This window comes from Allobosea sp. 05T433 (genome assembly GCF_056396065.1).
On the sequence record NZ_JBFTKS010000017.1, the window covers coordinates 117080 to 143862 of the forward strand.

28 protein-coding genes and 1 tRNA gene are annotated in these 26783 nt (G+C 63.8%); 27 read left to right on the top strand and 2 right to left on the bottom strand.

From position 1 onward, the window contains the following. The first annotated feature begins 74 nt into the window (after positions 1 to 74). The 20 genes from AC1DGP_RS22320 (at position 75) to AC1DGP_RS22415 (ending at position 21048) form a co-directional block, all read left to right on the top strand. On the top strand, positions 75 to 1955 hold the full coding sequence (locus tag AC1DGP_RS22320) for an ABC transporter ATP-binding protein (RefSeq protein WP_441505686.1): 1881 nt from the start codon (positions 75 to 77) through the stop codon (positions 1953 to 1955). Then, complete coding sequence (locus tag AC1DGP_RS22325) at positions 1955 to 3913, top strand: ABC transporter substrate-binding protein (protein ID WP_441505687.1); 1959 nt, start codon at positions 1955 to 1957, stop codon at positions 3911 to 3913. The genes AC1DGP_RS22320 and AC1DGP_RS22325 overlap by 1 nt, the downstream gene beginning before the upstream one ends. 6 nt (positions 3914 to 3919) lie before the next feature. Beyond that, the gene (locus AC1DGP_RS22330) at positions 3920 to 4918 is read left to right on the top strand and encodes an ABC transporter permease (protein WP_441493232.1); all 999 of its coding nucleotides are present in this window, start codon (positions 3920 to 3922) and stop codon (positions 4916 to 4918) included. After that, positions 4915 to 6090: an ABC transporter permease gene (locus tag AC1DGP_RS22335; protein WP_441505688.1), complete on the top strand. Its 1176-nt coding sequence runs from the start codon at positions 4915 to 4917 to the stop codon at positions 6088 to 6090. The genes AC1DGP_RS22330 and AC1DGP_RS22335 overlap by 4 nt, the downstream gene beginning before the upstream one ends. 103 nt (positions 6091 to 6193) lie before the next feature. After that, the gene (locus AC1DGP_RS22340) at positions 6194 to 7267 is read left to right on the top strand and encodes a glycosyltransferase family 4 protein (RefSeq protein WP_441505689.1); all 1074 of its coding nucleotides are present in this window, start codon (positions 6194 to 6196) and stop codon (positions 7265 to 7267) included. After that, on the top strand, positions 7264 to 8037 hold the full coding sequence (locus AC1DGP_RS22345) for a polysaccharide deacetylase family protein (RefSeq protein ID WP_441505690.1): 774 nt from the start codon (positions 7264 to 7266) through the stop codon (positions 8035 to 8037). Before AC1DGP_RS22340 ends, AC1DGP_RS22345 begins: the two co-directional genes overlap by 4 nt. A 152-nt stretch (positions 8038 to 8189) precedes the next feature. Then, the gene (locus AC1DGP_RS22350) at positions 8190 to 9473 is read left to right on the top strand and encodes a glycosyltransferase family protein (protein WP_441505691.1); all 1284 of its coding nucleotides are present in this window, start codon (positions 8190 to 8192) and stop codon (positions 9471 to 9473) included. 148 nt (positions 9474 to 9621) lie between these two features. Beyond that, positions 9622 to 10857 carry a metal-dependent hydrolase family protein gene (locus AC1DGP_RS22355; protein WP_441505692.1) on the top strand — a complete coding sequence of 412 codons (1236 nt, stop codon included), beginning with the start codon at positions 9622 to 9624 and terminating at the stop codon, positions 10855 to 10857. Positions 10858 to 11050: 193 nt separating this feature from the next. Next, the gene (locus AC1DGP_RS22360) at positions 11051 to 11869 is read left to right on the top strand and encodes an ABC transporter permease (RefSeq protein WP_244523418.1); all 819 of its coding nucleotides are present in this window, start codon (positions 11051 to 11053) and stop codon (positions 11867 to 11869) included. Positions 11870 to 11872: 3 nt separating this feature from the next. After that, complete coding sequence (locus AC1DGP_RS22365) at positions 11873 to 12931, top strand: ABC transporter ATP-binding protein (protein ID WP_441493193.1); 1059 nt, start codon at positions 11873 to 11875, stop codon at positions 12929 to 12931. A gap of 95 nt (positions 12932 to 13026) precedes the next feature. Beyond that, positions 13027 to 14073 (top strand): ABC transporter substrate-binding protein, encoded by a 1047-nt coding sequence (locus AC1DGP_RS22370; RefSeq protein WP_441505693.1) that lies wholly within the window; start codon positions 13027 to 13029, stop codon positions 14071 to 14073. Positions 14074 to 14080: 7 nt separating this feature from the next. Beyond that, positions 14081 to 14953 (top strand): ABC transporter permease, encoded by an 873-nt coding sequence (locus tag AC1DGP_RS22375; protein ID WP_441493191.1) that lies wholly within the window; start codon positions 14081 to 14083, stop codon positions 14951 to 14953. 65 nt (positions 14954 to 15018) lie between these two features. Beyond that, on the top strand, positions 15019 to 15207 hold the full coding sequence (locus AC1DGP_RS22380) for a twin transmembrane helix small protein (RefSeq protein WP_043233987.1): 189 nt from the start codon (positions 15019 to 15021) through the stop codon (positions 15205 to 15207). A gap of 174 nt (positions 15208 to 15381) precedes the next feature. Continuing rightward, positions 15382 to 15972, top strand: a complete 591-nt coding sequence (locus AC1DGP_RS22385; RefSeq protein WP_441505695.1) for an acyloxyacyl hydrolase — start codon at positions 15382 to 15384, stop codon at positions 15970 to 15972. 183 nt (positions 15973 to 16155) lie between these two features. Continuing rightward, on the top strand, positions 16156 to 16737 hold the full coding sequence (locus AC1DGP_RS22390; RefSeq protein WP_441505696.1) for a cob(I)yrinic acid a,c-diamide adenosyltransferase: 582 nt from the start codon (positions 16156 to 16158) through the stop codon (positions 16735 to 16737). 8 nt (positions 16738 to 16745) lie between these two features. Next, positions 16746 to 17441, top strand: a complete 696-nt coding sequence (locus AC1DGP_RS22395; RefSeq protein WP_441505697.1) for a rhomboid family intramembrane serine protease — start codon at positions 16746 to 16748, stop codon at positions 17439 to 17441. Between the two features lie 144 nt (positions 17442 to 17585). Beyond that, positions 17586 to 18335: an electron transfer flavoprotein subunit beta/FixA family protein gene (locus tag AC1DGP_RS22400; RefSeq protein WP_476768902.1), complete on the top strand. Its 750-nt coding sequence runs from the start codon at positions 17586 to 17588 to the stop codon at positions 18333 to 18335. Positions 18336 to 18338: 3 nt separating this feature from the next. Beyond that, a complete protein-coding gene (locus tag AC1DGP_RS22405) occupies positions 18339 to 19286 on the top strand; it encodes an electron transfer flavoprotein subunit alpha/FixB family protein (RefSeq protein ID WP_476768901.1) in 948 nt (315 codons plus the stop codon). 110 nt (positions 19287 to 19396) lie between these two features. Beyond that, the gene (locus tag AC1DGP_RS22410; RefSeq protein WP_441505700.1) at positions 19397 to 20281 is read left to right on the top strand and encodes a 3-hydroxybutyryl-CoA dehydrogenase; all 885 of its coding nucleotides are present in this window, start codon (positions 19397 to 19399) and stop codon (positions 20279 to 20281) included. Positions 20282 to 20490: 209 nt separating this feature from the next. After that, complete coding sequence (locus tag AC1DGP_RS22415; protein WP_069882394.1) at positions 20491 to 21048, top strand: HNH endonuclease; 558 nt, start codon at positions 20491 to 20493, stop codon at positions 21046 to 21048. 15 nt (positions 21049 to 21063) lie between these two features. Here AC1DGP_RS22415 and AC1DGP_RS22420 read toward each other — a convergent pair whose 3' ends face one another. Then, positions 21064 to 21588 (bottom strand): disulfide bond formation protein B, encoded by a 525-nt coding sequence (locus AC1DGP_RS22420; RefSeq protein WP_441505701.1) that lies wholly within the window; start codon positions 21586 to 21588, stop codon positions 21064 to 21066. Positions 21589 to 21592: 4 nt separating this feature from the next. Then, a complete protein-coding gene (locus AC1DGP_RS22425) occupies positions 21593 to 22183 on the bottom strand; it encodes a YqaA family protein (protein WP_441505702.1) in 591 nt (196 codons plus the stop codon). Between the two features lie 304 nt (positions 22184 to 22487). Between AC1DGP_RS22425 and AC1DGP_RS22430 the strand changes: the two genes are divergently transcribed. From AC1DGP_RS22430 to AC1DGP_RS22460, 7 genes are all read left to right on the top strand, one after another. After that, positions 22488 to 22572: transfer RNA gene (locus AC1DGP_RS22430), tRNA-Leu, on the top strand. A 164-nt stretch (positions 22573 to 22736) separates the two neighbouring features. Then, positions 22737 to 23951 carry a tyrosine-type recombinase/integrase gene (locus AC1DGP_RS22435; protein WP_476768899.1) on the top strand — a complete coding sequence of 405 codons (1215 nt, stop codon included), beginning with the start codon at positions 22737 to 22739 and terminating at the stop codon, positions 23949 to 23951. A 125-nt stretch (positions 23952 to 24076) separates the two neighbouring features. Beyond that, positions 24077 to 24295 carry a helix-turn-helix domain-containing protein gene (locus AC1DGP_RS22440; protein ID WP_476832536.1) on the top strand — a complete coding sequence of 73 codons (219 nt, stop codon included), beginning with the start codon at positions 24077 to 24079 and terminating at the stop codon, positions 24293 to 24295. A 70-nt stretch (positions 24296 to 24365) separates the two neighbouring features. Beyond that, positions 24366 to 24548 (top strand): hypothetical protein, encoded by a 183-nt coding sequence (locus tag AC1DGP_RS22445; protein ID WP_476768897.1) that lies wholly within the window; start codon positions 24366 to 24368, stop codon positions 24546 to 24548. Positions 24549 to 24586: 38 nt separating this feature from the next. Beyond that, positions 24587 to 25063 (top strand): hypothetical protein, encoded by a 477-nt coding sequence (locus AC1DGP_RS22450; protein WP_476768896.1) that lies wholly within the window; start codon positions 24587 to 24589, stop codon positions 25061 to 25063. A 425-nt stretch (positions 25064 to 25488) separates the two neighbouring features. Continuing rightward, complete coding sequence (locus tag AC1DGP_RS22455; protein WP_476768895.1) at positions 25489 to 25650, top strand: hypothetical protein; 162 nt, start codon at positions 25489 to 25491, stop codon at positions 25648 to 25650. A gap of 415 nt (positions 25651 to 26065) precedes the next feature. Next, positions 26066 to 26233, top strand: coding sequence for a hypothetical protein (locus tag AC1DGP_RS22460; RefSeq protein ID WP_476768894.1), 168 nt, complete (start codon positions 26066 to 26068; stop codon positions 26231 to 26233). The last annotated feature ends 550 nt before the right edge of the window (positions 26234 to 26783 follow it).

Here is a 26783-nt window from a genome sequence, read left to right on the forward strand (position 1 = left end):
CGCAACTTTCCACGTCTAGTGCCAGGGGACCCGGTGACCCGGGAGTGAATACGGGGTTCAGGCGTTAGCAGCTCATGGATATCTTGCGGATCAGCGATTTGCGGATCGGCTTCACGGTGCACGGGTTCGCCCGGGATGTCGTGAAGGGGGTCAGTCTGCGTGTCCCCGCGGGGAAGACAGTTGCCCTTGTCGGCGAGTCCGGATCCGGCAAATCGGTGATCTCGCAGGCGATCATGGGGCTCCTGCCCCGCGCGGGCGCCGTCACCGGCGGAGAGATCCTATTTCGCGATCCGCTCGACCGGAACACCGTGATCGACATTGCGGGCCTGACCGCCGAAGGCGAAGCGATACGCGCGCTGCGCGGCGGCCGTATCGGCATGATCTTCCAGGAGCCGATGTCCTCGCTCTCACCGGTGCACACCATCGGCAACCAGATCGAGGAAGCCCTGCAACTGCATCGCCCGACCGATGATGCTTCGGCACGCCGGCAGATCGAGACGATGCTTCGGCGCGTCGGCTTCAAGGACCCGGTGCGCGCCTACGGCTATTACCCGTTCGAGCTTTCCGGCGGTCTGCGTCAGCGCGCCATGCTCGCCATGGCCCTGATCTGCCAGCCCGCCCTGCTGATCGCGGACGAGCCGACCACTGCTCTTGACGTCACCATCCAGGCCCAGGTGCTCGACCTGATGCGAGATCTCCAGGCCGAGATGGGCATGGCGATCCTGCTCATCACCCATGATCTCGGCGTCGTTGCCAACATGGCCGACGAGGTTGTGGTGATCTATCACGGCGAGATCATGGAAAGCGGTCCTGTCGAGGATATCTTCCGACGTCCGCGACACCCGTATCTCAAAGCGCTGCTGAAAGCCTCGCCGCATTTCGACATGCAGGAGGGCGAGCGGCTGGTCGCATTGCGCGAGGCACGTGCCCAGCCTGTGGCAACGCCGCGTGCCGCCCCGCTCATCTCCCGGCCTGCCAATGCGCCGCCATTGCTGAGCGTGCGCCACCTGCGCAAGACCTACACCACTGGCTCGCGCGGGTTCTTCGGCAAGGGCACCCAGGCTACGGTGCTTGCGGTCGACGATGTCGGGTTCGACATCGCGCGGGGCGAATGCCTCGGCCTTGTCGGCGAGAGCGGCTGCGGCAAGACCACCGTCAGCAAGATCATCATGCGCGCGATCACGCCCGATGCCGGGGCGGTGACCTTCAATGACGGCTTCGGCCCGACAGACGTCCTCTCCCTGCAGGGCGAGGAGCTGCGGCGCTTCCGTCAGCGAGTCCAGATGATCTTCCAGGACCCGGTCTCGTCTCTGTCGCCGCGCATGACCGTCATGAACATCCTGCGCGAGCCGCTGGTGATTCACGAGCGCGGTGACGGCGCCGAGCAGACGGCCCGCGTGCGCAGCCTGATGGAGAGCGTTGGGCTCGATCCGCGCTTCCTCAGCCGTTACCCGCATTCCTTCTCCGGTGGCCAACGTCAGCGCATCGGCATTGCGCGCGCGCTCGCGCTCGACCCGGACCTGATCGTTTGCGACGAACCGGTATCGGCGCTCGATGTCTCGGTGCAGGCGCAGATCCTCAACCTGCTCAAGGACCTACAGGCCGAGCGCGGCCTCACCTTCCTGTTCATCTCGCACAATCTCGCCGTCGTGAACTACATGGCGGACCGGATCGCGGTCATGGCCAATGGCCACATCGTCGAACTCGCGCCGCGCCACGCCCTCTTTGCCTCGCCAGCTCACCCCTATACGAAAGCCCTGCTGCGCTCGGTGCCCTTCGCCGATCTCGACCGCAAGCTCGATTTCAAGCTCGTCGCACCCGGCGGCGCCTCCGATTACAGCCATTGGGCGCCGGCCTTCAGACCGGAACCCGGCGTCAGCCTCGAGCCGCTATCCCTGGGCGAAGGCCACTACGTCCTGGCCCGTCCGGAAGCAAACCACAGGGAGTTGGTCTGATGACATCCCGCCGGCAGCATCCCACACGCCGTGCCGCTCTCTTGCTCGGAGCCGGCGCTCTCGCCGTTCAGGGCCTGCCGCGCGGCGTGCTCGCACGCGAACCCAACCCGATGGATTTCATCGACAGCCCATTCTGGGCCGAGAAGGTGGCGGCAGGCACCATGCCGGTGATCGCGCTTCGCCTGCCGGAAGAGCCCCGCGTGATCGAAGTGTCCGGCCCCGACCGTGTTCCCGGGCGGCATGGTGGCACGATGCGCATGCTGATGGGCGACCAGCGCGACATCAGGATGATGACGCTCTACAGCTATACCCGGCTTCTCGTCTATGACGACAACCTCGAACTCGCGCCGGACATCCTGGAGGCGGTCGACGTCAAGGACGGCCGTGTCTTCACGCTGAAGCTGCGCAAGGGGCATCGCTGGTCGGACGGCAGCCCCTTCACCACGGAGGATTTCCGCTACTGGTGGGAGGATTTCGCCAATAACCGGCGCCTCTCACCTGGCGGGCCGCCCCAGGCGATGCTCGCGGGCGGCGAGAAGCCGGTCTTCGAAGTGCTGAGCGAGACCGAGGTCCGCTACAGCTGGAGCAAGCCGAACCCGGTCTTCCTGCCCTCGCTCGCCGACGCCCAACCGACCTATATCTACATGCCTTCGGGCTACCTGAAGCAGTTCCACGAGCGCTACGCCGACAAGGTCACGCTCTATGCCCGCGTCAAGACGGCGCGCGTCAAGGACTGGGGCTCGCTGCACGAGCGGTTCTCGCGCATGTACAGGCCCGAGAACCCCGATCTGCCGACGCTCGACCCCTGGCGCAATCTGACATCGCTCCCCGCCGAGCAGTTCGCTTTCCAGCGCAACCCCTATTTCCACCGCGTCGACCAGGCCGGGCGGCAGTTGCCCTATGCCGACGAAGTGACAATCACGATTGGCACGAATTCGCTGATCCCCGCGAAGACCGCAGCCGGCGAGAGCGACCTCCAGGCGCGCTATCTCCGTTTCGACAATTACACCTTCCTGAAGGACGCCTCGAAGCGGATGAATTTCGACGTCAGGCTCTGGAAGCGGGCCGAAGGCTCCTGGTTTGCGCTGATGCCGAACCTGAATGCCATCGATCCGATCTGGCGCGATCTCAATCGCGATGTCCGTTACCGCCGCGCCCTCTCCGTCGCGATCAATCGCAAGGACATCAACCAGGTGATCTTCTTTGGCCTTGCCAAGGAAAGCGGCAATACGGCGCTGCCCGAGAGCCCACTTTATGACGCCGCCAACGCCAATATGTGGATGCAGGCTGACCGGGCGCTGGCCAACCGCCTGCTCGACGAGATCGGGCTGACCAAACGTGCCCCGGACGGCATACGGCTCCTTCCCAATGGCCAGCGCCTCGAATTTACCGTGGAAACCGCCGGCGAGAGCACCGAAGAGACGGACATCCTCGACCTGATCAAACAGGATCTGCAGGAGGTCGGGATCAAGATCTATCCCCGCTCGACCCAGCGCGACGTCTTTCGCCGCCGCATCCTGGCCGGCCAGACCGTGATGTCGGCCTGGGCGGGCATGGATAACGCGCTGGTCGCGGCCGAGATGGAACCCGATGCGCTCGCCCCAACGTCGTCGATGCAGTTCAACTGGCCGCGTTGGGGCCAGTTCCTGGAAAGCGGCGGCCGCGAAGGCGAAGAGCCTGACCTGGCCGAAGCGCAGGAACTGGTCAGGCTCTACCAGGCCTGGCGCGTAAGCGTGACCCATGACGAGCGCAGAACGATCTGGCGCGCGATGCTGAGGATCAATGCCGAGCAGCTCTTCACCATCGGCGTGGTCAATGGCACGCTCCAGCCGGTCGTGGTCTCGCGCAATCTGCGCAATGTTCCCGAAAAGGGCCTTTACAGCTTCGAGCCGGGTGCCTTTTTCGGCCGCTACCTGCCCGATACCTTCTGGTTCGACGATGCTCAGGTGAAGAGCTGACCGATGCTGCTGAAATACATCCTCAAGCGCATCCTGCTGATGATACCGACGCTGCTGGTAACCAGCGCGTTGATCTTCACCGTCATCAACCTGCCCGAGGGCGACTATTTCGAGACGCTTGCCGCCGAGATGCAGGCCCAGGGCGAAAAGGCCGACCTCAGCCGCATCGAGTTCCTGAAGACGGAGTATGGCTTCGACAAGCCGCCGATCGAGCGCTATTTCCACTGGGTCACCGGGCTCATGCGCGGCGACATGGGCTATTCCTTCGAATATCAGCGCCCGGTAAGCGAGATCGTCGGGGATCGATTGCTGCTGACGATGATCGTCTCCTTCGTCACCATCATCTTCACCTGGGTCGTCGCCTTCCCGATCGGCATCTATTCCGCCACCCATCAATACAGCTGGGGTGACTACGGCCTCACATTCCTCGGGCTGATCGGGCTTGCCGTGCCGCATTTCCTGCTGGCGCTGGTCTTCATGTATTTCGCCAATGTCTGGTTCGGCACCTCGATCGGGGGGCTCGTCGATCCACAATATCTCAACCAGCCGATGAGCTGGGCAAAGCTCCGCTCGGTGCTGGAGCATCTCTGGATTCCCGTCATCATCATCGGCGCCGGCGGCACCGCCGGCATGATCCGCGCCGTGCGCGCCAACCTGCTCGACGAACTCCAGAAGCAGTACTACGTCACCGCCCGCGCGAAGGGGCTGCCGCCCGGCAAGGCGTTGCGCAAATATCCGCTGCGCATGTCGCTGAATTTCTTCATTTCCGATATCGGCGACATTCTGCCCTCGATCGTCTCCGGCGCGGAGATCGTCGCGATCGTGCTCTCGCTTCAGACGACCGGTCCGCTGCTGATCCGCGCCCTGCAGGCGCAGGACATGTACCTCGCTGGTTCCTTCCTGATGTTCCTCTCGTTCCTCACCGTGATCGGGGTGCTGATCTCGGACATCGCGCTGGCGATCCTCGATCCGCGCATCCGCCTCCAGGGAGCGGCCACCAAGTGAAGCCCGCTCTCCCGCCAGACGGCGCGCCGCTGCTGCATACGGCCTCGACCGCGCCGTTCGAACCCTACGCCGTCGAACGCATGACGCCTGAGCAGGAGCGCGTCTATCTCGCGTCACAATGGCAGTTGATGTGGTGGAAATTCCGCAAGCATCGGCTCGCGGTGATCTCCGGCGTCTTCATCATCCTCATGTATCTGACGGTGATATTCGCCGAGTTCCTGGCGCCCTACCATTACACCACCCGCAATACCGAATTCATCCGCGCCCCGCGGCAGGAGGTGCATCTCTTCCACGAAGGTCGCTTCCTCGGCCCCTTCGTCTATCCCTATACGCAGCGCCTCAACATGGAGAACCTGAAGCGCGAATACGATGTCGACCGCAGCCGGCCGCAGCTGATCCGCTTCTTCTGCCGGGGCGACGACTACGATTTCTGGCGCCTGGTACCGGGCAACCTTCACCTCGTCTGCCCTCCCAAGGACGGCACGCTGTTTCTCCTCGGCACCGATCGGCTCGGGCGCGACATGCTCTCGCGCATCATCTATGGCGGCCGCATCTCGCTCAGCATCGGCCTGCTCGGGGTCGGTGTCAGCTTCATCCTCGGCGTCATCATCGGCGGTATCGCCGGCTATTACGGCGGCAAGATCGATCTCTTCATCCAGCGCGTGATCGAAATCGTGCAGTCCCTGCCGCATATCCCGCTCTGGCTCGCGCTGGCCTCGATCATGCCGCCATCCTGGAGCCCGCTGCTCGTCTATTTCGGCATCACGATGATTCTCGGCCTGATGGACTGGACCGGTCTTGCCCGCGCGGTCCGCTCGAAACTGCTCTCGCTGCGCGAGGAAGACTATGTCGTCGCCGCCCAGCTGATGGGCGCCAAGCCTGCGCGGATCATCGGCCTGCACCTCGTGCCGGGCTTCATGAGCCATCTCATCGCCTCGGCCACCATCACCGTGCCGAAAACGATCCTGGGCGAGACGGCGCTCAGCTTCCTCGGACTTGGACTCAGGCCACCGATCACCAGCTGGGGCGTGATGCTGAACGAGGCGCAGAACGTCAATGTTGTGGCGCTCTATCCCTGGTTGCTCTATCCGGTCGTTCCGGTGATCCTGATCATCCTGGCCTTCAACTTCCTTGGCGACGGCTTGCGCGATGCGGCCGATCCCTACCGCTGAGCGCGCCGCCACCTCCTGCTCGCGGACCTGACATCCTGTGCGGATCGCATTTCACACGCCGCTCAATGCGTATGAGGACGGCAGGATTTCCGGTGACCGGCGCATGGCGCACCAGCTCGTCGAGGCGATGACACGGCTCGGCCATGCCGTCGCCCCGATCGCGGATGCGCGCTCCTATATGCGCAGCGCGGAGCCCGCGCTCCTGGATCAGCGCCTCGCCGAGGCGGCCGGCCGGCGCGATGCCTTGCTGGCCGCCTGGGAGACCAATGGCAACCGGCCGGGGCTCTGGTTCACCTATCACAGCTATTACAAGGCCCCCGACCTCCTGGGGCCCGAGATCACGAAGCGGCTCGACATTCCCTATGTCGTCGCCGAGGCAAGCGATTCCGGCCGGCGCTCCGAAGGGGAATGGGCCCGGCATGTCGCACTCGCAAGGCGCGGCTTCCGCGCTGCCGATCTGCATTTTTGCTTCACCGAGCGTGATCGTGGTGGCGTCGAGGCCCGCTCCTCGGACCGCACGCAATTCCTCGAGCTGCCCCCCTTCATCGCGTTGGAGCCCTCCACTCCCCACCGCCGATCCGGTGCCGCAGCCACGCGCCTGATCACCGTCGCGATGATGCGTCCAGGCGTTAAGCTCGAAAGCTATCAAGCGCTTGCCGCCAGCCTCGCCCGCCTGATCGATCGTCCCTGGACGCTCACCATCATTGGCGATGGACCCGTGCGCGATCAGGTCGAAGTGGCCTTCGCGCCCCTCCCGCGCGAGCGCATCGAATGGCGCGGTGCGCTGGATCGCCCTGCCGTCGGCGCGGCGCTGGCGGAGCATGACATATTTGTGTGGCCCGGCATCGGCGAAGCCTATGGCCTGGTCTATCTCGAAGCCCAGGCTGCGGGTCTCCCGGTCGTCGCCTTCGACAGTGGCGGCGTCGCAGCCACCGTCCGAAATGGAGAGACCGCGATCCTGGTGCAGGATGGCGACCTCGCGGCTTTGGCAACAGCGTTGGCGGAGCTCATCGAGAACACGAACCGGCGCGAAGATATGGGTCGCGCCGCGCGAAACTTCGTCTTGCGGGAACGGACGCTCGACCGGACGAGCGAGATCATCTCGCACGGCCTCGCATTGGCGCAGGCGGCTCGCGCCGCATATCGGGTCGCGCGCGCGGAATCGACCGGGCCATGAGCACCCCGCTCTGGGCTCCGCTTCTCGCCGAACTCGACCGCTGGAGCACGCAGGGCCGGCGCCTTCAGCTCTGGCTTCGCGATGACGACGCGATCGCGCCAAGCCCGCAGCTCGACAGGCTGGCAGCCCTGGCCGAACATTTCGATGCGCCCGTGCTACTCGCGGTCATCCCCTTCCTGGCGCAACCCGCTCTCTGCGAGCGCTTGCGGAGCGCCCCGCTCCTAATGCCCTGCCAGCATGGCACCTGGCACCGCAATCACGCCCCCCAGGGCGAGAAGAAGTCGGAGTTCGGAAGCCACCGGTCTCGGGACATCATTGGCGCAGAGATCGCGGCTGGGCGACGCCGGCTTATGGATCTGTTTGGCCCGACCCTGCTGCCGGTCTTCGTCCCCCCGTGGAACCGGATCGACAGGGATATCGCGGCAGGCTTGCCGGAGCTCGGCTTCAGCGGGCTCTCCTGCTTCCGCCATTTCGGCTTCGCGGCTCCCCGCGGGTTTTCCGTCGTCAACACCCAGATCGACATCATCGACTGGCATGGCGGGCGCATTGGTCGCCCGGCCCCCGCCATTGCCGAGGAGATCGTCACGGAACTCACACGAAGACGTGAGGCTGGAATAGGCAACAGCCCACTTGGCCTGTTGCTGCATCACCGCGACCATGATGACGGGGCCTGGGCCGTTCTCGATGCCTTGCTCGGCTCAATGGTCCATCACCCCGCCGTGGAGTTGGTCGGCCTTCGACAGTTGTTTTCAGGCTCGAACACTGCCTAGAGTGAAGCTGCGACGCTGGGTGAGCGTCCGCCACCTGGCCAAGCCGGACTTGGATGGACGCGCGTGTGGCGCTATATCCGAATCCGAACAATTCTAGGTGCGTTCGCCCTCGCTCGAGGTCGTTTGGCCGTTTCGCGGAGGGCGAGCCGTCTATGCCGTATAACGTCATCGACATCGGCGGTGCCGACCGCGCGCCGCGCAGCCCTCAGGCCCCGAGGGTGCTGATCTACAGCCACGACACCTTCGGGCTCGGCCATATCCGCCGCTGCCGCGCGATCGCCAATTCCCTGGTCGCCAGCTATTCTCATATATCAGTGATCATCGTCTCGGGCTCGTCGATGATCTCGAGCTTCCAGTTCGGCGACGGCGTCGACTATGTCCGCGTTCCCGGCGTCGAGAAACAGGATGACGGGGGCTACGCCCCGCATCATCTCAATCTCGATCTCGGCGACACGCTGCGCCTGCGCGCCGACCTGATCAGACAGACCGTGCTGTCCTTCGATCCGGACGTCGTGATCGTCGACAAGGAGCCCGTGGGCTTGCGCGGCGAACTCTTGTCTTCACTCGAGATCCTGCGCCGGCGCGGTGCCCGCATCGTGCTCGGTCTGCGCGACGTGCTCGACGAGCCGAGCAAGGTCCTCGAGGAGTGGCGACATAGCGGCGCGCTCGAGGCACTGGGTTCGGTCTATGACGATATCTTCGTCTATGGGCTGGAAAGCGTCTATCAGCCGCTTCAGGGCCTGCCCGACCAGCATCTCTTCGCCGACAAGATCCGCTATACCGGCTATCTCAAGCGCGCCGTGCCAAGCCCGATGCCGCCGACCCGTCACCCGAAGATCACCAAGGGCCCTTTCATCCTGGTCACCCCCGGCGGCGGCGGGGACGGCATGGGCCTGACCGACTGGGTGATTTCGGCCTACGAATCCGACCCGACGATCGAGCTGCCGGCGCTGATCGTGTTCGGCCCGTTCATGTCGCGCGAGAAGCGCAAGGATTTCGCCGAGCGGATCGCTCGCATCCCGAAGCTCGAAGGCCTCGGTTTCGAGCCGCGCCTCGAACTCCTGATGAATCGCGCTCACTGCGTGGTCGCCATGGGCGGCTACAACACCTTTTGCGAGATCCTCTCCTTCGACAAGCCGGCGCTGATCGTGCCGCGCGTCCGGCCACGGCGGGAGCAGAGCATCCGCGCCGAACGCGCCGACAGCCTTAAGCTCGCCACCATGCTGCACGATCCGCTTCAGGATGGTCAGGCTACGCGCGATCCGGCGATCATGGCTGCCGCCCTTCACGCCCTGCCCAAGCGCATGCCGCCGTCTCAGGCCTTCGTCCCGAGCCTGCTCGACGGCCTGCCCGCCATCAACCGCGCGCTTGCCGACGATCTCTCGATGCCGATCCGCGGCCGGGCGCTGGCCCAGAACAGCGCGGCGGTCAGCTGAGCCTCGCACGGGCCGTGCTCCACGGCTGTGAAGAGCGCCCGAATTCGCTTGAGAAAATGGGCTGACAAGGCTGCGGAAACTTCGCAATATATCAGCCGGGGAGAATGACGGCGCCGCAACGGCGCCTCTTCATGGGAGATCGTTCTCGATGGCGCAGCTGCTGTTCAAGAATTTCGCCATGCTCGAGCCCGACCATGGCGAATTGCGCCGCGGCTACGAATTGCTGGTCGAAGGCGATACGATCCGCGAGGTCTCCGACAAGCCGATCAAGACGGCCAAGGCTGATGTGATCGATTGTGGCGAGCGTACCCTGATGCCCGGCCTGATCGACAGCCATGTCCATGTCTTCCTCTCGGAAGTCTATATCCGCGCCATGGAAAGCATGCCGCTGACCCTGATGACGGCCCGCTCCGTCCGGCTGATGAAGGGCATGATCGATCGCGGCTTCACCTCGGTGCGCGACACCGGCGGCGCCGATTGGGGCATCAAGGAAGCCGTCGAAAAGGGCGATATCCCGGCTCCGCGCCTGTTCATCGCCGGCCAGGCGATCGGCCCGACCGGAGGCCACAGCGACCCGCGCCGGCGCACGGATTTCGGCGCCCGCTGCCATTGCTGCAACGCCATGGCCTATACGATGAACGTCTCCGACGGCGTTTCCGCGGTGAAGAAGTCCGTGCGCGAGCAGATGCGGCTCGGTGCCGACCACATCAAGATCATGATGTCGGGCGGAGTCGCGTCGCCCTATGATCCGCTGGATTCGATGCAGTTCAGCGTCGACGAGGTGAAGGCGGCCGTCGAGGAGGCCAAGGCATTTGGCCGCTATGTCTGCGCCCATGCCTACACGCCTGAAGCGATCACCCGTGCCGCGCAATGTGGCGTTCGTGCCATCGAGCACGGCAATCTGATCGACGAGGCCTCCGCCAAACTGATGGCGGAGAACAATATGGTGCTCACCGCCAATCTCGTCGCCTATTACGCGATGAAGGAGCGTGCGGCCGAGTTCGGCATGACGGGGGATATGCTGGCCAAGAACGATCTGGTCATCGATGGCGGCCTGCGTTCGCTCGAGATCTGCAAGCGCGCCGGGGTTCCCGTCGCCTATGGCAGCGATCTGCTCGGCCAGCTCCAGGTCGATCAATCCCGCGAGTTCCTGCTGCGCAGCGAGGTTCTCTCGCCGATCGAGATCATTCGCTCCGCGACGACCGTCGGCGCCCATCTGCTACGGATGGAGGGCAAGCTTGGCACGCTGCGTGCAGGCGCCTTTGCCGACATCATCCTGGTCGATGGTGACCCGTTGAAGGACCTCGGCCTCTTCCAGAACCAGGGCGCGGCTCTGTCGGCGATCATGAAGGGCGGGAACTTCCACAAGAACCGCCTGCAGTGAGAATCGGGCGGCGACAATGGGTCGACAAAAACCGGCTTGATTGTTTGTAAGTTGAGCCGCAGCCTGCTGTCGGAGCGGATCGAAGGGCGGAGGGCATGGCAGTGACGAGCCGGCGGCAATCGCAGAGCGACCACAACACAACACGCCCGGCGTGGTCATCGCGGCTGGCCGATGGCCGGGCTGGATTCGCCGCTTGAGCGCCGCCCAGCGCCCAAGCTTCGGCCGAATCGCGCTGAATGGCGCTGCCGGCCTGTCGTTAGGCTTCATCCTGCTGCCGCTGGTCTTCGTGATCTGGCTCGCCTTCTTCCGGCAGGAGATTCCGTCCTTCCCGCCCGAAGGCTACTCCCTGAAATGGTTTGCGGCCGTTCCCGGGCAGAAGGCCTTTGTCGACGGCTTCATTCTCAGCCTGCAGGTCGGCGTGCTGGCGACCTTGATCGGACTGGCGCTCGGGGTCCCGGCGAGCCTAGCGCTCGTCCGCCACCGCATCCCTCTAGGCCCGCTGGTGAATACCCTGTTGCTGCTGCCGCTGGTGATGCCGGGCATCGTGCTCGGCACCGCACTCTATGTCTTCCAGATCGAAACCGAGATCGCGACCGGCTGGCCGGTCCTGGGCTCGGCGGGCGGCCTCATCGCGGCCCATACGCTCGTGGTCGTGCCCTGGGTCGTCAGGCTGGTCACGGCAAGCCTTGCCGGCTTCGACCGCACCATCGAGGAAGCTGCTCAGAATTTGGGCGCCGGTCCCTGGAAGACCTTCTGGCGCGTCACCTTGCCAAGCATCCGGCCGGGTATCGTGGCAGCCGGCCTGTTCGGCTTCGTCACCTCTTTCGGCAATCTCGAAATGAGCCTGTTCCTCGTCGGACCGGGCCGCACGACCCTGCCGATCGCGATCCTGCAATATCTCGAATGGAAGATCGATCCGACGGTTGCTGCCGCCTCCGTCATCCAGATCGTTCTGATCGGCACCGCGATGATCATCACCGACCGTTACGTCAAGCTGAGCCGGGTGGTCTGACCCATGGCACGGCTCTCGCTCACCCATCTCCAGAAGGTCTATGGCGACTTCAACGCCGTCGACGACGTCACCATCGACATCGCCGATGGCGAGTTCCTGGTCCTGCTCGGTCCGTCCGGCTGCGGCAAGACCACGACCTTGCGCATGGTCGCCGGTTTTGTGCCGCCGAGCGCCGGCACGATCACCATCGGCGAGCGCGACGTCACCGTGCTGCCGCCCTGGAAGCGCAATTGCGGCCTGGTCTTCCAGAGCTACGCATTGTTCCCCCATCTGACCGTCGCCGAGAACGTCGCCTTCAGCCTCGAGATGCGCAAGGTCCCTCCCGCCGACCGCGCCCCGCGCGTCGCGGAGGCGCTCCGTCTCGTGCAGCTTTCAGGCTTCGACGAGCGTTACCCGCGCCAGCTCTCGGGGGGGCAGCAGCAGCGAGTGGCGCTCGCCCGCGCGCTTGCGATGCAACCCGACGTGCTGCTGCTCGACGAGCCTCTCTCCAATCTCGACGCGAAACTCCGGCAGGAGGTCCGGGTCGAGATCCGCGACCTGCAGCGCAAGCTCGGCCTCACCACGATCATGGTCACTCACGACCAGGAGGAGGCGCTCACCATGGCTGACCGGCTGGTGGTGATGGAGAAGGGCAAGGTCCGGCAGATCGGCAACCAGCGCGAACTCTACGAGAAGCCGGCGGACCGCTTCGTCGCGGGCTTCATTGGCCGCAGCGCCTTCCTCGACGGGGAAACCACAACGCCTGGCCGCTTCCGCAGCCTCGGCGGGCTCGACATCACTGTCGGCGCGGCGAGTGGCACGGGAGCGGCGACACTCGCGCTTCGACCAGAGCGCATCTCGGTGGCAGCCGAGGCCGGAGCGTGCGTCAATCGCTTCGAGGCCCGTGTCGAGCACGTCTCCTATCTCGGCGCGCTGCTCGATATCGATGTCCGTCTCTCCGAGCACGACCGGATGCTGCTGCAGCTCCCGAACCGCCAAGGCAGCATCGAGCCGAAGCCGGGCGACACTATCACGATAGGCTGGGCCGAAGACGCCGGGCTCGTCTATCCGCGCGAGCCGTAAGGCCATGATCGGGAAAGGCGCATTGCGGCTCTCCGTCCGAACATGGCTCGATCACGGTCTCTAGCTCGACAGGCGTCCAACAGGGGAGAACTCATATGAACTCGATCAACAGGCGCCATGTCCTGCAAGGTCTCGCGGCGGGAGCAAGCGCCGCGGCGCTGGGCGGTCCGGCCTTGGCCCAGTCAGGCGGCAAGGTCGTGGTCGGAACCTGGGGCGGCGACTATGCCCGCCTCCTCACCAAGAACATCGAGGACCCGATCCTCAAGCCCAAGGGCATCGAGGTCCTGCAGGACCAGGCCGGCGACGCCCCACGCCGCGCCAAGATGGTCGCCGAGCGTCGCCTGCCGCGCGGCACGGTCGACATCCACGGGCTCTCGGCCGCCAACATGTACGAGATGAACGAGGCCGGCGTCGTGGAGCAGCTCGACTTCTCCAAGATCCCGAACGCCAAGAACCTGCTGCCGACGATGAAGTACCCCTATGGCATCGGGCACATCTATTCCGGCAACGTCGTCATCTACAATCCCAAGCTGATCAGCCCCGCGCCGACCGGTTTCAAGGATTGGCTCGACCCGAAATGGGGCAACAAGATCGGCTTCATCGACATTCAGTATCAGTCGATCATGGTCGCCGCCTCGATGGCCGCAACGAACGGCGCCAGCATGAACGACCTCGACAAGGCGAAGGAGGTTCTGCTCGCCGTCAAGAAGACGGGCGCGCGCGTCTACCCGACGAACGAGGCCTTCGCCCAGGCCATGAAGAACGAGGAGGTTGGCATCAGCGCGATCTGGAAAGCGCGCGTCGTCCAGTGGCAGGATGCCGGCATTCCCTGCGAGGCGGTTTCCCCGGTTGAAGGCATCCCGGCCTATGTCTCCGGTTTCGTCATCCCGAAGAATGCTCCGAACAAGGAGAATGCCTACGCCTATATGAACGCCATGCTCGAGAAGGCGCCTCAGGAGGCCTTCGCAGTCGATATGGGCTATAACGGCACTGTGACCGGTCTCAATGTCGCGGCCGCCCTGCAGAAGCGCATCGGCTTCACGCCCGAAGAGGAAAAGCGCCTCAAGGATCTCGACTACGGCTTCCTCGCCAAGAACGATTCGGCGATGAAGGAGTGGTGGGACAAGGTCTTCAAGGCGTGATGCGGCCATGAGCACGACTGCCCCCGAAGCTGTTGCGGGCGGCCGCACCGGACTTGCCGGGGCGCTCGTCGTGCCGGCGACCATCTTCGTCGCGATCGGGCTGATCGGCCCGGTCGCGATCCTGTTCCGCTATTCGCTGAACCAGTTCATTCCGGGCCAGTTCATGGTCGACGGACTGACCATCGAGAACTACGTCAAGTTCTTCACCGACACCTATTATCTCAACGTGCTCATGCGCACCGTGCGCGTCGCGGTAATCTGCACCATCGCTTGCCTGATCATGGGCTTCCCCCTGGCCTATGTGCTGGCGCGCACCGAAAGCCGGTTCAAGAACCTGCTGATCATGGCCGTCGTGCTCCCCCTGTTCGTCGGCAACGCGGTTCGTGCCGCCGGCTGGATGACCGCTTTTGGCAACAAAGGCGCGCTCAACGCCTCCCTGATGGGGCTCGGCCTGATCAATCAGCCGATCGAGATCATGTTCACCGAGACGGCCGTGATCATCGGCATCGTCGCGGTCAACCTGCCCTTCATGGTGCTGACCCTGCAGAGCGTCATCGAAGGTATCAACCGCAATGTCGAGGAGGCAGCGTTCAGCCTGGGCGCCGGCCCCGTCGCGATGTTCCGCCGCGTCCTCTGGCCACTGGCACTCCCGGGGATTCTCGCTGGCACGATCCTGACCTTCATCCTGGCGATGAATGCCTATGCGACCCCAGTTCTGCTCGGAGGCCCGAAGTTCCAGACGATGGGGCCACTCGTCTATGGCCAATTCGCGCAACAGAACAACTGGCCCTTCGGCGGTGCGATTTCCTTCATCCTGATGACGGCGACGCTCCTGCTGACCGTGGCGGCCCACCTGATCGTGCAGCGGCGTTATCGCTGAGGGCGCCGCCGGTCTCAGTGGCGCTTCCACTGGTCAAGCGCGCGGCGGCACTCTAAATCTCGCGCATGACCATTTCCGGATCGCTCGTCCCCATCGCAGTCGGCGCCGTCGCCCTGGTGCTGCTGCTGGGTCTCGCCAACATGCTGCGCGGCGGTAGCGCCAACACATCGCAGAACCTGATGCGACTGCGCGTGGTGCTGCAATTCGTCGCGATTCTGGTGATCATCGGCGTGCTCTGGTGGCGCGGAGGCTGAGCCCGTCTCACTTTTCAGCGGACGCGACAGCTCTGACTGACGGTGCGTAAGCTTTTGATAAATCAGATATTCTGCATAACCCTCCAGGGGTCCCAACCGCGCTTGCCGCATTCTGGACACGAGTCTATGCGTTTCACTAACGTCCGTTCAAACGATAAAAAGAACCTGTAGCCCATGCCGCGCGTCGCGTTGCTGATCCTTGCCGGCTTCCTGGCTGCCTCGCCTGCCCAGTCGCAGTCGCAGGCCTTGCCTTCCGGAGTTTCCAGCTACGCCCCCGCAACCGAAACCCCCGTTCCGTCCTGGGAAGCGCGCCTCGGCATTGCACCGGCGAATCCGAGCGGCCGCGAAAGCGGACTGCTGAACTTCAATGGCGAGGTGGTGACGCCGCGCGTCATCCCGCTTAATGACCGCATCGCCTCGGCCTTCGTGCCGCGCTTCCATCTTGGCTCCAGCATCAATTTCAATGGCACGCGCTATGCCTATGCGGGCGCGACCTGGACCGTCGATCTCTCGAAGAATGTCTTCGTCGAAGCCAGCTTCGGCGCCGCCGTCAATGACGGCAAGACCGGTGCGGTCGTCCCGGAGAACCGACTCGTCGTCGGCTGCGATACCGGCACGCGCGGTGCTGCGGCGCTCGGTGTTCGCCTCAGCGATCGCTGGAGTCTGATCGCGACGCTCGAACAATTCGGCACCACCGGCTGCTCCGACAAGGACAAGCCACGCGGCCCGGCCAATTTCGGCGCCAAGCTCGGCTACACCTTCTGACCCTTCGCTGGAGCATCGGCCCGAAGAGCGGATTGCGGCTTTCGGGAATGCTGACGCGGACACAGAAAGTTGGATCGCCTGACCGGATAAGAGTTTCGGTCCGATGATCGAAAGCATCTCGGCAGGGTGGAGGCTGTGGTGCTCCAAGCCTTTCGTTGCGGACGCGACGCGCTATAACGCGTCATGGTCAAGCTGAATCGCATCTATACGCGCACTGGGGATAACGGCACGACCGGGCTCGCAACCGGCCCACGCCGGCCGAAATACGACTTGCGCGTCGCAGCCTATGGCACCGTCGACGAGACCAATGCCTGCGTCGGACTGGCACGGCTGCATGCAGCAACCGAGGATGGCGAGGTCGATGCCATGCTCGGACGGATCGCCAACGATCTTTTCGACCTCGGAGCCGATCTCTCGACGCCCGACACCGGCGAGACGCTCGCCTATGAGCCGCTGCGCATCGTCCAGGCCCAGGTCGACCGCCTCGAAGCGGAAATCGATCAGCTGAACGCGGCGCTCGCCCCGTTGCGCTCCTTCGTCCTGCCCGGCGGAACACCGGCAGCCGCCTATCTTCACCTCGCCCGCACGGTCAGCCGGAGGGCCGAACGCCTGATGGTCGAGCTCGCCCAGACCGAGGGGGAGCGCGTCTCCGCGCCGGCGCTGAAATACATCAACCGGCTTTCGGACTTCCTCTTCGTTGCCTCCCGTTTCCTCAATGCCAGGGCCGGGGGCGATGTGCTCTGGGTTCCCGGGCAGAACCGCTAGAGCCGGACATGTTCGTACCGCTGCATGACGGCGTTCCGCTGCGCTTCATGCGCGCGCCCTATGTGACCTATGCCCTGATCAGTGCCTGCATCGGCATCCATCTCGCGATCTGGATCCTGCACGAACCGCCGGGAGAGATCGCCGTCATGGCCGGCTTCGGCCTGATCCCCTCCGTCTTCTTCGGCACCGCGCAACTGCCCATCGAGATCATGCAGGCTCCGGCCTGGCTGACGCTGTTCAGCAATGTGCTGCTGCATGCGAGCTTCGCCCATCTCGTCGGCAACATGCTGTTCCTCTGGGTCTTCGGCGACAATGTCGAGGACGCGATGGGCCATTTCCGCTTTCTGGCCTTCTTCTTTCTTTGCGGCCTGGCCGGGTCGCTGGCGCATGCCGTCATGAATCCTGGGTCGGAGCAGCCGCTGATCGGCGCATCGGGCGCGATCTCGGGCGTTATCGCCTCCTATCTGATGCTCTATCCGCAGGTCCGGATCTGGGGCCTCGCCTTCAAATGGATCCCGCTGCACGTCCCGGCGATGTACGCGCTCGGCGCCTGGATCCTCTTCCAGTTCATGTCAGCCTTCGTCGACCCACAGGGCAATGTCGGCTGGTGGGCGCATCTGGGCGGGCTTGCGACCGGCGCGGCGCTGACCCCGATCTTCATCCATCGCGGCGTTGGGCTGTTCGGGCGCGCTGCAAGAGGGTGACGCCCGCGACTTTGGCGGCGTTGACAAGCCTAAACAGCCATCGCTACGGTCCCCCGGCATTCCAGCCGAGAGCCACGATGCCGTCATCCTGCCGCGTCGCGCGGCGCGGCCTCGATCGTATCTCTCCCGAACGGTGAAGCGACGATGAAGATCCTTGTGCCCGTCAAGCGGGTTGTCGACTACAATGTGAAGATCCGCGTGAAGGCGGACGGCTCCGGCGTCGAGCTTGCCAATGTCAAGATGTCGATGAATCCGTTCGATGAGATCGCCGTCGAGGAAGCGTTGCGGCTGAAGGAAGCCGGCAAGGCGACCGAGGTCATCGTCGTCTCGATCGGCCCGGCGCAGGCCGCGGAAACCATCCGCACGGGTCTCGCCATGGGTGCCGATCGCGGCATCCTGGTGAAGGCCGAGGGCACGATCGAGCCGCTCGCCGTCGCCAAGCTCCTGAAGAAGATCGTCGAGCAGGAAAGCCCTCAGCTCGTCATTCTCGGCAAGCAGGCGATCGACGACGACTGCAACCAGACCGGCCAGATGCTGGCCGCCCTGCTCGGCTGGCCGCAGGGCACCTTCGCCTCCAAGGTGATGATCGGCGATGGCTCGGTCGATGTCACCCGCGAGGTCGATGGCGGCCTGCAGACCGTGGGGCTCAAGCTGCCGGCGATCGTGACCACCGATCTGCGACTGAACGAGCCGCGCTACGCCTCGCTGCCCAACATCATGAAGGCCAAGAAGAAGCCGCTTGATGAGACCACCGCCGAAGCGCTCGGCGTCGACATCGCGCCGCGCCTCAAGGTCCTGAAGACCACCGAACCGCCAAGCCGATCGGCCGGCGTCAAGGTCGGCTCGGTCGCCGAGCTGGTTTCCAAGCTGAAGAATGAAGCAGGAGTTATCTGAATCATGACGACGCTGCTTCTCGCCAAGCACGACAACAAGAGCCTCAACGAGGCCACCCGCAAGGCCCTGACCGCCGCCAAGGCGCTCGGCGCGCCTGTGCATATCCTGGTCGCCGGCACGGGCTGCAAGGCGGTTGCCGAGGCCGCAGCCAAGCTCGACGGCGTCGAGAAAGTGCTGCTGGCCGACGATGCTGCCTACGAGCACCGGCTTGCCGAACCGCTGTCTGCCCTCATCGTCTCGCTGGCCGGCCCCTACGACGCGATCGTCGCGCCGGGCACCACGACCGGCAAGAATGTGATGCCGCGCGTCGCTGCCCTGCTCGATGTGATGCAGATCTCGGAAATCACCAAGGTCGTCTCGCCCGACACCTTCGAACGTCCGATCTATGCCGGCAACGCGATCCAGACCGTGCAGAGCAGCGAGGCCAAGAAGGTGCTCACCGTGCGCGGCGCGTCCTTCGCGGCGACCGGCGACGGCAGCGCGACCGCGCCGATCGAAGCGGTTGCCGCTGCCGAGCACGCCGGCACCTCGAGCTTCAAGGGCGAGGAAGTCGCCAAGTCCGATCGTCCGGAGCTCGCGTCGGCCAAGATCATCATCTCGGGCGGCCGCGCGCTCGCCTCGGCCGAGAATTTCGGCAAGGTGATCGAACCCGTCGCCGACAAGCTCGGAGCCGCCATGGGCGCCTCGCGCGCCGCGGTGGATGCCGGCTATGCCCCGAATGACTGGCAGGTCGGCCAGACCGGCAAGGTCGTGGCGCCCGACCTCTATATCGCCGTCGGCATCTCGGGCGCGATCCAGCATCTCGCCGGCATGAAGGATTCGAAGGTCATCGTCGCCATCAACAAGGACGAGGAAGCCCCGATCTTCCAGATCGCCGATTACGGCCTCGTCGGTGACCTCTTCACCATCATGCCCGAGCTTGCGGCCGAACTCGCCAAGATCGGGCGCTGACCGATCGGCCGCTGACGCCAGCGGCACGAATGTGATATCCGGGCCGCTTGCTCTGGGCGGCCCGCGTCGCTTTCACGATGAAGGCGATCAGACGAAAGATGGATCAGGACATGTCGGACCAGGCGATCAAGACGATCGGCATCATTGGCGCGGGGCAGATGGGCAACGGCATTGCCCATGTCGCGGCCGTCGCTGGCTTCGACATCCGGCTGCACGACCTCGCCGAGGACCGCATCAAGGCCGCTCTGGCGACGATCGACGGCAATATGGCGCGTCAGGTCAGCAAAGGCGCCATGGATGACTCGCTACGGCGCGAAGCCATGGCCAAGATCGTCGCGACGCCGACCCTGGAAGGGCTTGGCGACTGCGACCTGATCATCGAGGCCGCGACCGAAAGCGAGGAGGTCAAGCGCAAGATCTTCACAGCCGTCTGCCCGCATATCAAGCCGGAGACGATGCTTGCGTCCAACACCTCGTCGATCTCGATCACCCGGCTTGCCGCGGCGACCGACCGGCCGGAGCGCTTCATCGGCATCCATTTCATGAACCCCGTGCCGCTGATGCAGCTCGTCGAGCTGATTCGCGGCATCGCCACCGACGACCATACCTTCGAGGCGGCCCGCAGCTTCATCAGCAAGCTGCACAAGACGGTGACGGTCTCGGAGGATTTCCCGGCCTTCATCGTCAACCGCATCCTGCTGCCGATGATCAACGAGGCGGTCTATACGCTCTATGAGGGCGTCGGCTCGGTCGAGGCGATCGACACCGCCATGAAGCTCGGCGCCAATCATCCGATGGGTCCGCTCCAGCTTGCCGACTTTATCGGCCTCGATACCTGCCTCTCCGTGATGCAGGTGCTCCATGATGGCTTGGCGGATTCGAAATATCGCCCCTGCCCGCTGCTGGTAAAATATGTCGAAGCCGGCTGGCTCGGCCGCAAGACCAAGCGCGGTTTCTACGATTATCGCGGGGAAAAGCCGGTCCCTACCCGCTGACCGGCATCCCGACCCGGGCATTAAGCCGGGTATCGCCCCAGAATTCGGAATGGATGGCGTCGGCCGGCTCAAGGCCGGCCACTATGACGCACATCAACTTCGCACTGCGGCATCTTCACATTCCTGTCGTCTCGCGCGTACATTGAGCTGTGAGCAGGATTCGTCCTGCTTCGATCAGCGGAGGTGCGACGGGTTTGACGGCGCATGTGATGCATCCGATGGCCTCTCCGGATGGCTGTCCGGCTCTGGTGCTCAATGCCGATTTTCGGCCGCTGAGCTACTACCCTCTCTCGCTCTGGAGCTGGCAGGACGCCATCAAGGCAGTCTTCATGGACCGGGTGAACATCGTCTCGGAATACGACACGATCGTGCACAGCCCGAGCTTCAACATGAAGCTCCCGTCGGTCGTCTCGCTGAAGACCTATATCAAGCCGTCCCGCACCCCCGCCTTCACCCGCTTCAACGTCTTCCTGCGCGACCGCTTCTCCTGCCAGTACTGCGGCACGCGCGACGAACTCACCTTCGACCATGTCGTGCCGCGCTCGAAGGGCGGCCTGACGACCTGGGACAATGTGGTCGCGGCCTGCTCGCCCTGCAATCTGCGCAAGGGCGACAAGATGCCGACCGTCGTCGGCATGTTGCCTCTGCAAAGGCCCTTCGCGCCGACGGTCAACGACCTGCACCGCAACGGCAAGCTCTTCCCGCCGAACTACCTGCACGAAAGCTGGCTCGACTATCTCTACTGGGATTCCGAACTCGAACCCTGAGATGCTCGGTGCGGATTATCCGCCTTGTTTCGAGGCCTTGATCAGGCCCAGCAGGGCCAGGGCGGCAAGCCCCAGCGAAGCCAGAGCATTCCAGCCCGCCAGGGACAATCCGAGAAACCGCCACGCTGCTTCGCCACAGGACACCACACGCGTGGTCTGAAGCTGCTTCATGAAATCCTGGACGCCTGCGGCAGCCGCCGGGGCACCGCCGCCGCAATCATTCGGCCCGAGGAACCAGCCCCATTCCACACCGGAATGATAGGCGCCGAGCCCGGCGCTCCAGAGCATCAGCACGGCGAAGCCCGCGAGCACCGCCATTTGCAAGGCACGCGAACGAGCGACCACCAGCGCCGCGACGGCAAGCGCCATGGCGGCGTAATGCGGAATGCGCTGCTCGAGGCAGAGCTTGCAGGGCACGAGATGCCAGACGAGCTGCGACCACCATGCTCCGGCGATCAGGGCCGTCGAACCGAGACCGAGGAGCAGGATCAACCGCATCGGGCGCATCAGCATGTCGAGCCGGGAATCGCTGCCGGGCATTGCATCATACCGCCGGGAACAGATGTTTGAAGGCGAAGAAGCCGCCCACGATCCCAACGACCAGGACGATCATCGCCGTGGTGAAATGCTCGTCGAGAATGCGCCGGATCGGGCCGCCGAACCGATTGAGCAACCCGGCCAGAAGATAGAACCGGGCCCCGCGCGTGATGATCGAGAGCACGACAAACCAGAGCAGATCGTATCCGGCAAAGCCCGATGTGATCGTCACCAGCTTGTAGGGAATCGGCGTCAGCCCCTTCAGCAGGATGATCCAGGCACCATACTGCGCATAGGCCGCCCGAAAGGCCTCGACCCCGTCGCCATGGCCGTAGAGCTTGATGATCCACTGACCGAGCGAATCATAAAGCAACGCACCGATCGCGTAACCGAGCAGTCCCCCGAGCACCGAGGTCACTGTGCAGATCCCGGCATAGAACCAGGCTTTCTGGGGCCTGGCGAGCGCCATCGGCACCAGCATCACGTCGGGCGGAATCGGGAAGAAGGAACTTTCCGCGAAGGAGACGGCACCCAGCGCATAGGGTGCGCGCGGGCTGGCGGCGAGCGCCATGGTCCATTCATAGAGGCGTCGAAACATGCTCATGCACCGGTGCGCGCCGCCCGATGAGGGCCGACATGCGGCTGTTCAGTCCTCAGGAGCGGGCGATAGCCGTTCCGCGCGCCTGAGCGAGCAAAGACCATCTTCCGGCGAGCGTTGCCTACCCACCGGGCTGGCTTCGCTATCGAGGCTGTCTAGCCCCGATGGCGTCAGGCTGTCCATCATTCACAGCTCTGCACAATGCCTGCTCACGATCCGTTGACCGCGCGCGCGCCATCGCTATAGTCCGCCGGCCCGTTGAGGGCATGTACCGCGGTCGAAGGACCGGCGGCCTCATGCTTGGGCCCCTGTGGCGGAATTGGTAGACGCGCTCGACTCAAAATCGAGTTCCGCAAGGAGTGCTGGTTCGATCCCGGCCAGGGGCACCACATCGCCGTTCGCCAGCGTACGCTGGCGTGCGATGCTCTCTTAAAACACCCATGATTGCTTGGCTTTGCGTTCGTCGGCGTGCGTCCTCATGCGTTGACAGTCGCGAAAATTGTTGGCCCTCTGGAGCGCATAGGCCAACAGGCCGGATTTCTCGGGCCAACAAATGCCACTGACGGATGTAGCTATCAGAAGCGCCAAACCCCGCGAGAGCACCGTGAAGCTCTCGGATGGTGGCGGCTTGCAGTTGTGGATAGAGCCGCGTGGCGCAAAGCTCTGGCGCCTCGCATATCGTTTCGATGGGAAACAGAAGAAGCTCGCGATCGGCCCCTATCCGGCTGTGGATCTGCGCTCGGCCCGCGCCAAGCGGGAGGAGGCAAAGACGCTTCTCCGCGAAGGTAAAGACCCTGGCGCCATCAAGCGCCTGGAGAAGCTGACTGGCAAAGCCAACCGCGAAACAACCTTTGCGGTGGTCGCTACCGAGCTGGAGCAGCAGAAGAAAGCGAGCGGCAAGGCGCAGACGACTGTCGAGAAGTTTGCATGGCACATAAGCCTTGCGGCGCCCGACATCGGGAAGCGCCCAATTGCAGAAATCAGCGCCGCCGAGGTGCTGTCGGTCCTGCGCAAGGTCGAAGCACGTGGGCGGCTAGAGACGGCTCGACGGCTGCGCTCGATCATCGGCCAAGTTTTCCGTTATGCCATCGCGACACAGCGCGCGAAGGATGATCCGACCTTTGCGCTGCGAAGCGCGCTCACGCCGCCCATAGTCAAGAGCCAGGCTGCCCTGACCGAGAACAAGTCATTCGGTGCTCTACTGCGGGCGGTCGATGGTTATGAAGGTTCGCGCCTGACGACATACGCCCTTCAGCTCATGGCGCTCCTGTTTCCTCGTCCGGGTGAGTTGAGGCTCGCTGAGTGGTCGGAGTTCGATTTTACCCGGGCAGTTTGGACGGTTCCAGCGGGGCGAATGAAGATGAGGCGCCCTCATGTCATTCCCCTTCCTACACAAGCCCTGGCTGTCCTAACTGAGGCGCGCCGGATATCGGGCAACGGCATCTTTGTGTTTCCGTCGATCCGATCGGTCGATAGGGCGATGTCGGAGAACACATTGAATGCTGCCCTGCGGCGGTTGGGTTACTCGAAGGACGAGCACACGGCGCACGGTTTTCGAGCGTCGGCCTCCACACTCCTAAACGAAAGCGGGCTCTGGTCAGCCGATGCCGTCGAGCGCGCGCTCGCGCATGAGGAAGTGGACAAGAGCCGACGCGCCTATGCGCGCGGCCAATATTGGGACGAGCGGGTCCGCATGGCCCAATGGTGGGCGGACCACGTCGATGCTCTTCGGGGCGTCGGCCAAATCCATCGCCTCCATCGCGCCTAGCGAGCTACGCGTCTGAGGGCGGGTGGAAAATAGCGATAGCGAACAAAACAAGTACATTATTGCTGGGGAGCAGGTTTCGTGCGAACGTCAGCAAGTTCACAGGCATAACCTCAGGTGACGTAGCTATGCAATTTAAAAGGCTACTCAGTATCGACCAGACCCAGGATTACTTGGGCTTGGGCAAGACGCGCATCTATCAGCTTATCGCTCAGCACCAATTGCAGGTGATAAAGGCCGGTCGACGCACGCTTGTCTCTCAGGCAGAGCTAGAGCGTTATGTTTCGACACTCCCGCGCGCTGGCCGCTCCGATGATGAAAGCGGGAGCAGCCAGCCCAAAAAATGAAAAGCTCGGCTAAGCGCGCCAACGCCTAGCCGAGCCGAATTTGAAAACCTCCCCCAAAGGAAATTTTCAGATGGAAAGCTACACCTCGCGGCCCTTGCGCCGCAAGAGCGCTACCGGCATGAGCGCACCTGCGTCCCGGCAAGATCGCACCGACGCCGATGATGTCGCCAGGGCGCAGGGCATCAGCATCGGCATCCTGGCCCTCGAGCTGGGGCGCCTGTCGCTCTCGTCTGAGGGAGGCGACACCGCATGAGCCGCCGGTCCCGGCCTTCGATCCAGGAACCATTCGTCATGCTCGCTCAGAGCCTTTTGGCTTCGCCAGCATGGCGGGAGGTTTCATCCGACGCTCGCCTCGTCCTCGATCGGCTGATGCTCGAGCATATGGCTCACGGCGGGCACACTGCCGACAAGCTGAAGTGCACCTACGCGAATTTTTGCGAGCATGGCATCCGTGGCCGCTCGATCGCGCCCGCCATCCGCGAATGCGAAGCGGTGGGGCTGCTGATCACCACAGAGAAGGGCCGCCATTCGATCTCGACATTGCGCCGGCCTTCGACCTATCGGCTCACCTTCCTCAAGGGGCGTTGGTCAGATGGACGGCAGATGGACCCGACCGATGAGTGGCGCACGGTCAAAACCTGCGAGGAGGCCCGTCGTTTAATAGCGGCGGGTAGAGACCAAAAATCGGCCGCCCATGTTCGTAGGGCACTTGCCGCAGTAAGAGGGCCACCGCCACCGCGACCGGGAGGGCCGACCACTACGGCGTGAGGCCAAAAATCAGGCCAAGCGGCTCTTGCGAGGAGGCACCCAAGGGCCGCCCGCTGCTGGAAGCCGGGCCAGGGACAGGACAGGGCAGTTTCAGGGTGGCTCTGGTGTTCTCTTAATACGCCCCTTAGACCGAAATATATACAGTAGGGGCACGGGCGCCCCTAGCGCAGTAGGGGCACGGGCGCCCCTAGCGAATGACCTCGGTTAGGGGCAGATCCGCCCCTTATGTAGGGGCAAATACGCCGCTGGCTTTTACAGTTCAAATGGCGATGGAGACGGCCTGCCGGCCTTGTTGCCCACGAACTGACGTGATGCAGGGCAACAGCGCGAGGGCGTCCGTCCCCGTGTACGGCTACGGAAATGGCTGCGCAGGGCGTTCTGGAAGCCGACCTCCCTTAATCGCCATCAAAGGCGGGGAAAGCTGCATGACCGCCCGCACGGCCTCCAACCTCCTCGCCGTGCACGGCACACTCTGCCTCGGCGGCTGGGCATATGGAGGCCCGACAGTTCTCCTCCCCATCGGCCTCCTGGTCATTGCGGTCACCGTCGCGATGTTCCGCATCTGCAAACTGGATGAAGGTGAGTAATGGTGAACCGTCGAGACATCCAGGACACCCGAGCCTCCCGTCCAACTGGCGGCCCTTGATGCCGCGGGTAAGGCGCTGCAGGGGATGCAGGCCGGCGTCGATCGGCAGGTGGATGACCTCCGGCAGGAGCGCGACGGATGGCGCTCGCAGGCTGAGACGGCGACGAGGCTTCTCACGGATCAGCGGCCCGCAAGGTCCTGGTGGAAGCGGTTGGCGGGATAGGACGGGCCCCTGCACGGATCAACTTAGTGTCCCTGACGACACCAAGTTCTCCTCGGCATCGCGGACGAGGCGAGCCTCGTGGATGGCATGAGCGGTGAGGCCGATGTCCTTGTGGCGACCAGCCCCCACGCTTCGGCCATGCTAATCTCGGCTGTTGAGAGGGAGGATACGATGCAGATCGACCCGAAAGTGCTTGATTGAGGGCCTGAAAGAGGGCCTGCAGGACGACATCTATGATTTGGCCTATGCGCTGATGAAGGCGATCGACCCTGATAAGGAGGGCGAGCAGCTTCCTGTCGAGACTGAGGCGGCTATTGAGGGGGTACTCGCCCGGTTTTTTGGGCTTCTAAGTATCTCATGACGCTTTCGACCCATTGCGGGCTGGCCTCCTGGCGCACGTTGCTCATCATGAAGGACTTGCGGTCGCCGCCACCGTTCCCGATCGGGATGCCTGCCTCGCGGCGGGCGTTGTAAAAGTCTGACCACATCAGATCCTGAGGCCCGGCTACTCTCACCGATTGAGATGAGGAGATGGTGCAAGGACGAACAAGCCTGAGATGTCTGCCGGGATCGGCGAGCGGTCTGCGGATTATGACCCGAGCATCGAGGCCCTGATGGAGCATGTCTATGAGTTTGCCGGGGAGGCTGACGCCGAGCACGTCGCCCTGGGCAATTGGGTTCAGCCTGAGATAGAGCCTCAATTCACTGTGATCCGAACCGCCTTGCGCGCAATTCTCGATATCGCATCACGCGGTCGATAAGGTGCGGATTCCGATTGAAGCGGGCGGGGTATTCCGAAGCGAAGCCGGCAGGGCATTCCGATTTGAAGCCGGCATGTGATTCCGAGATGAAGCCGGCACCCTGAAGGGGGTGTTGGAGGCCTGGGTCAGCCACTCTGGCAGACGTTTTCC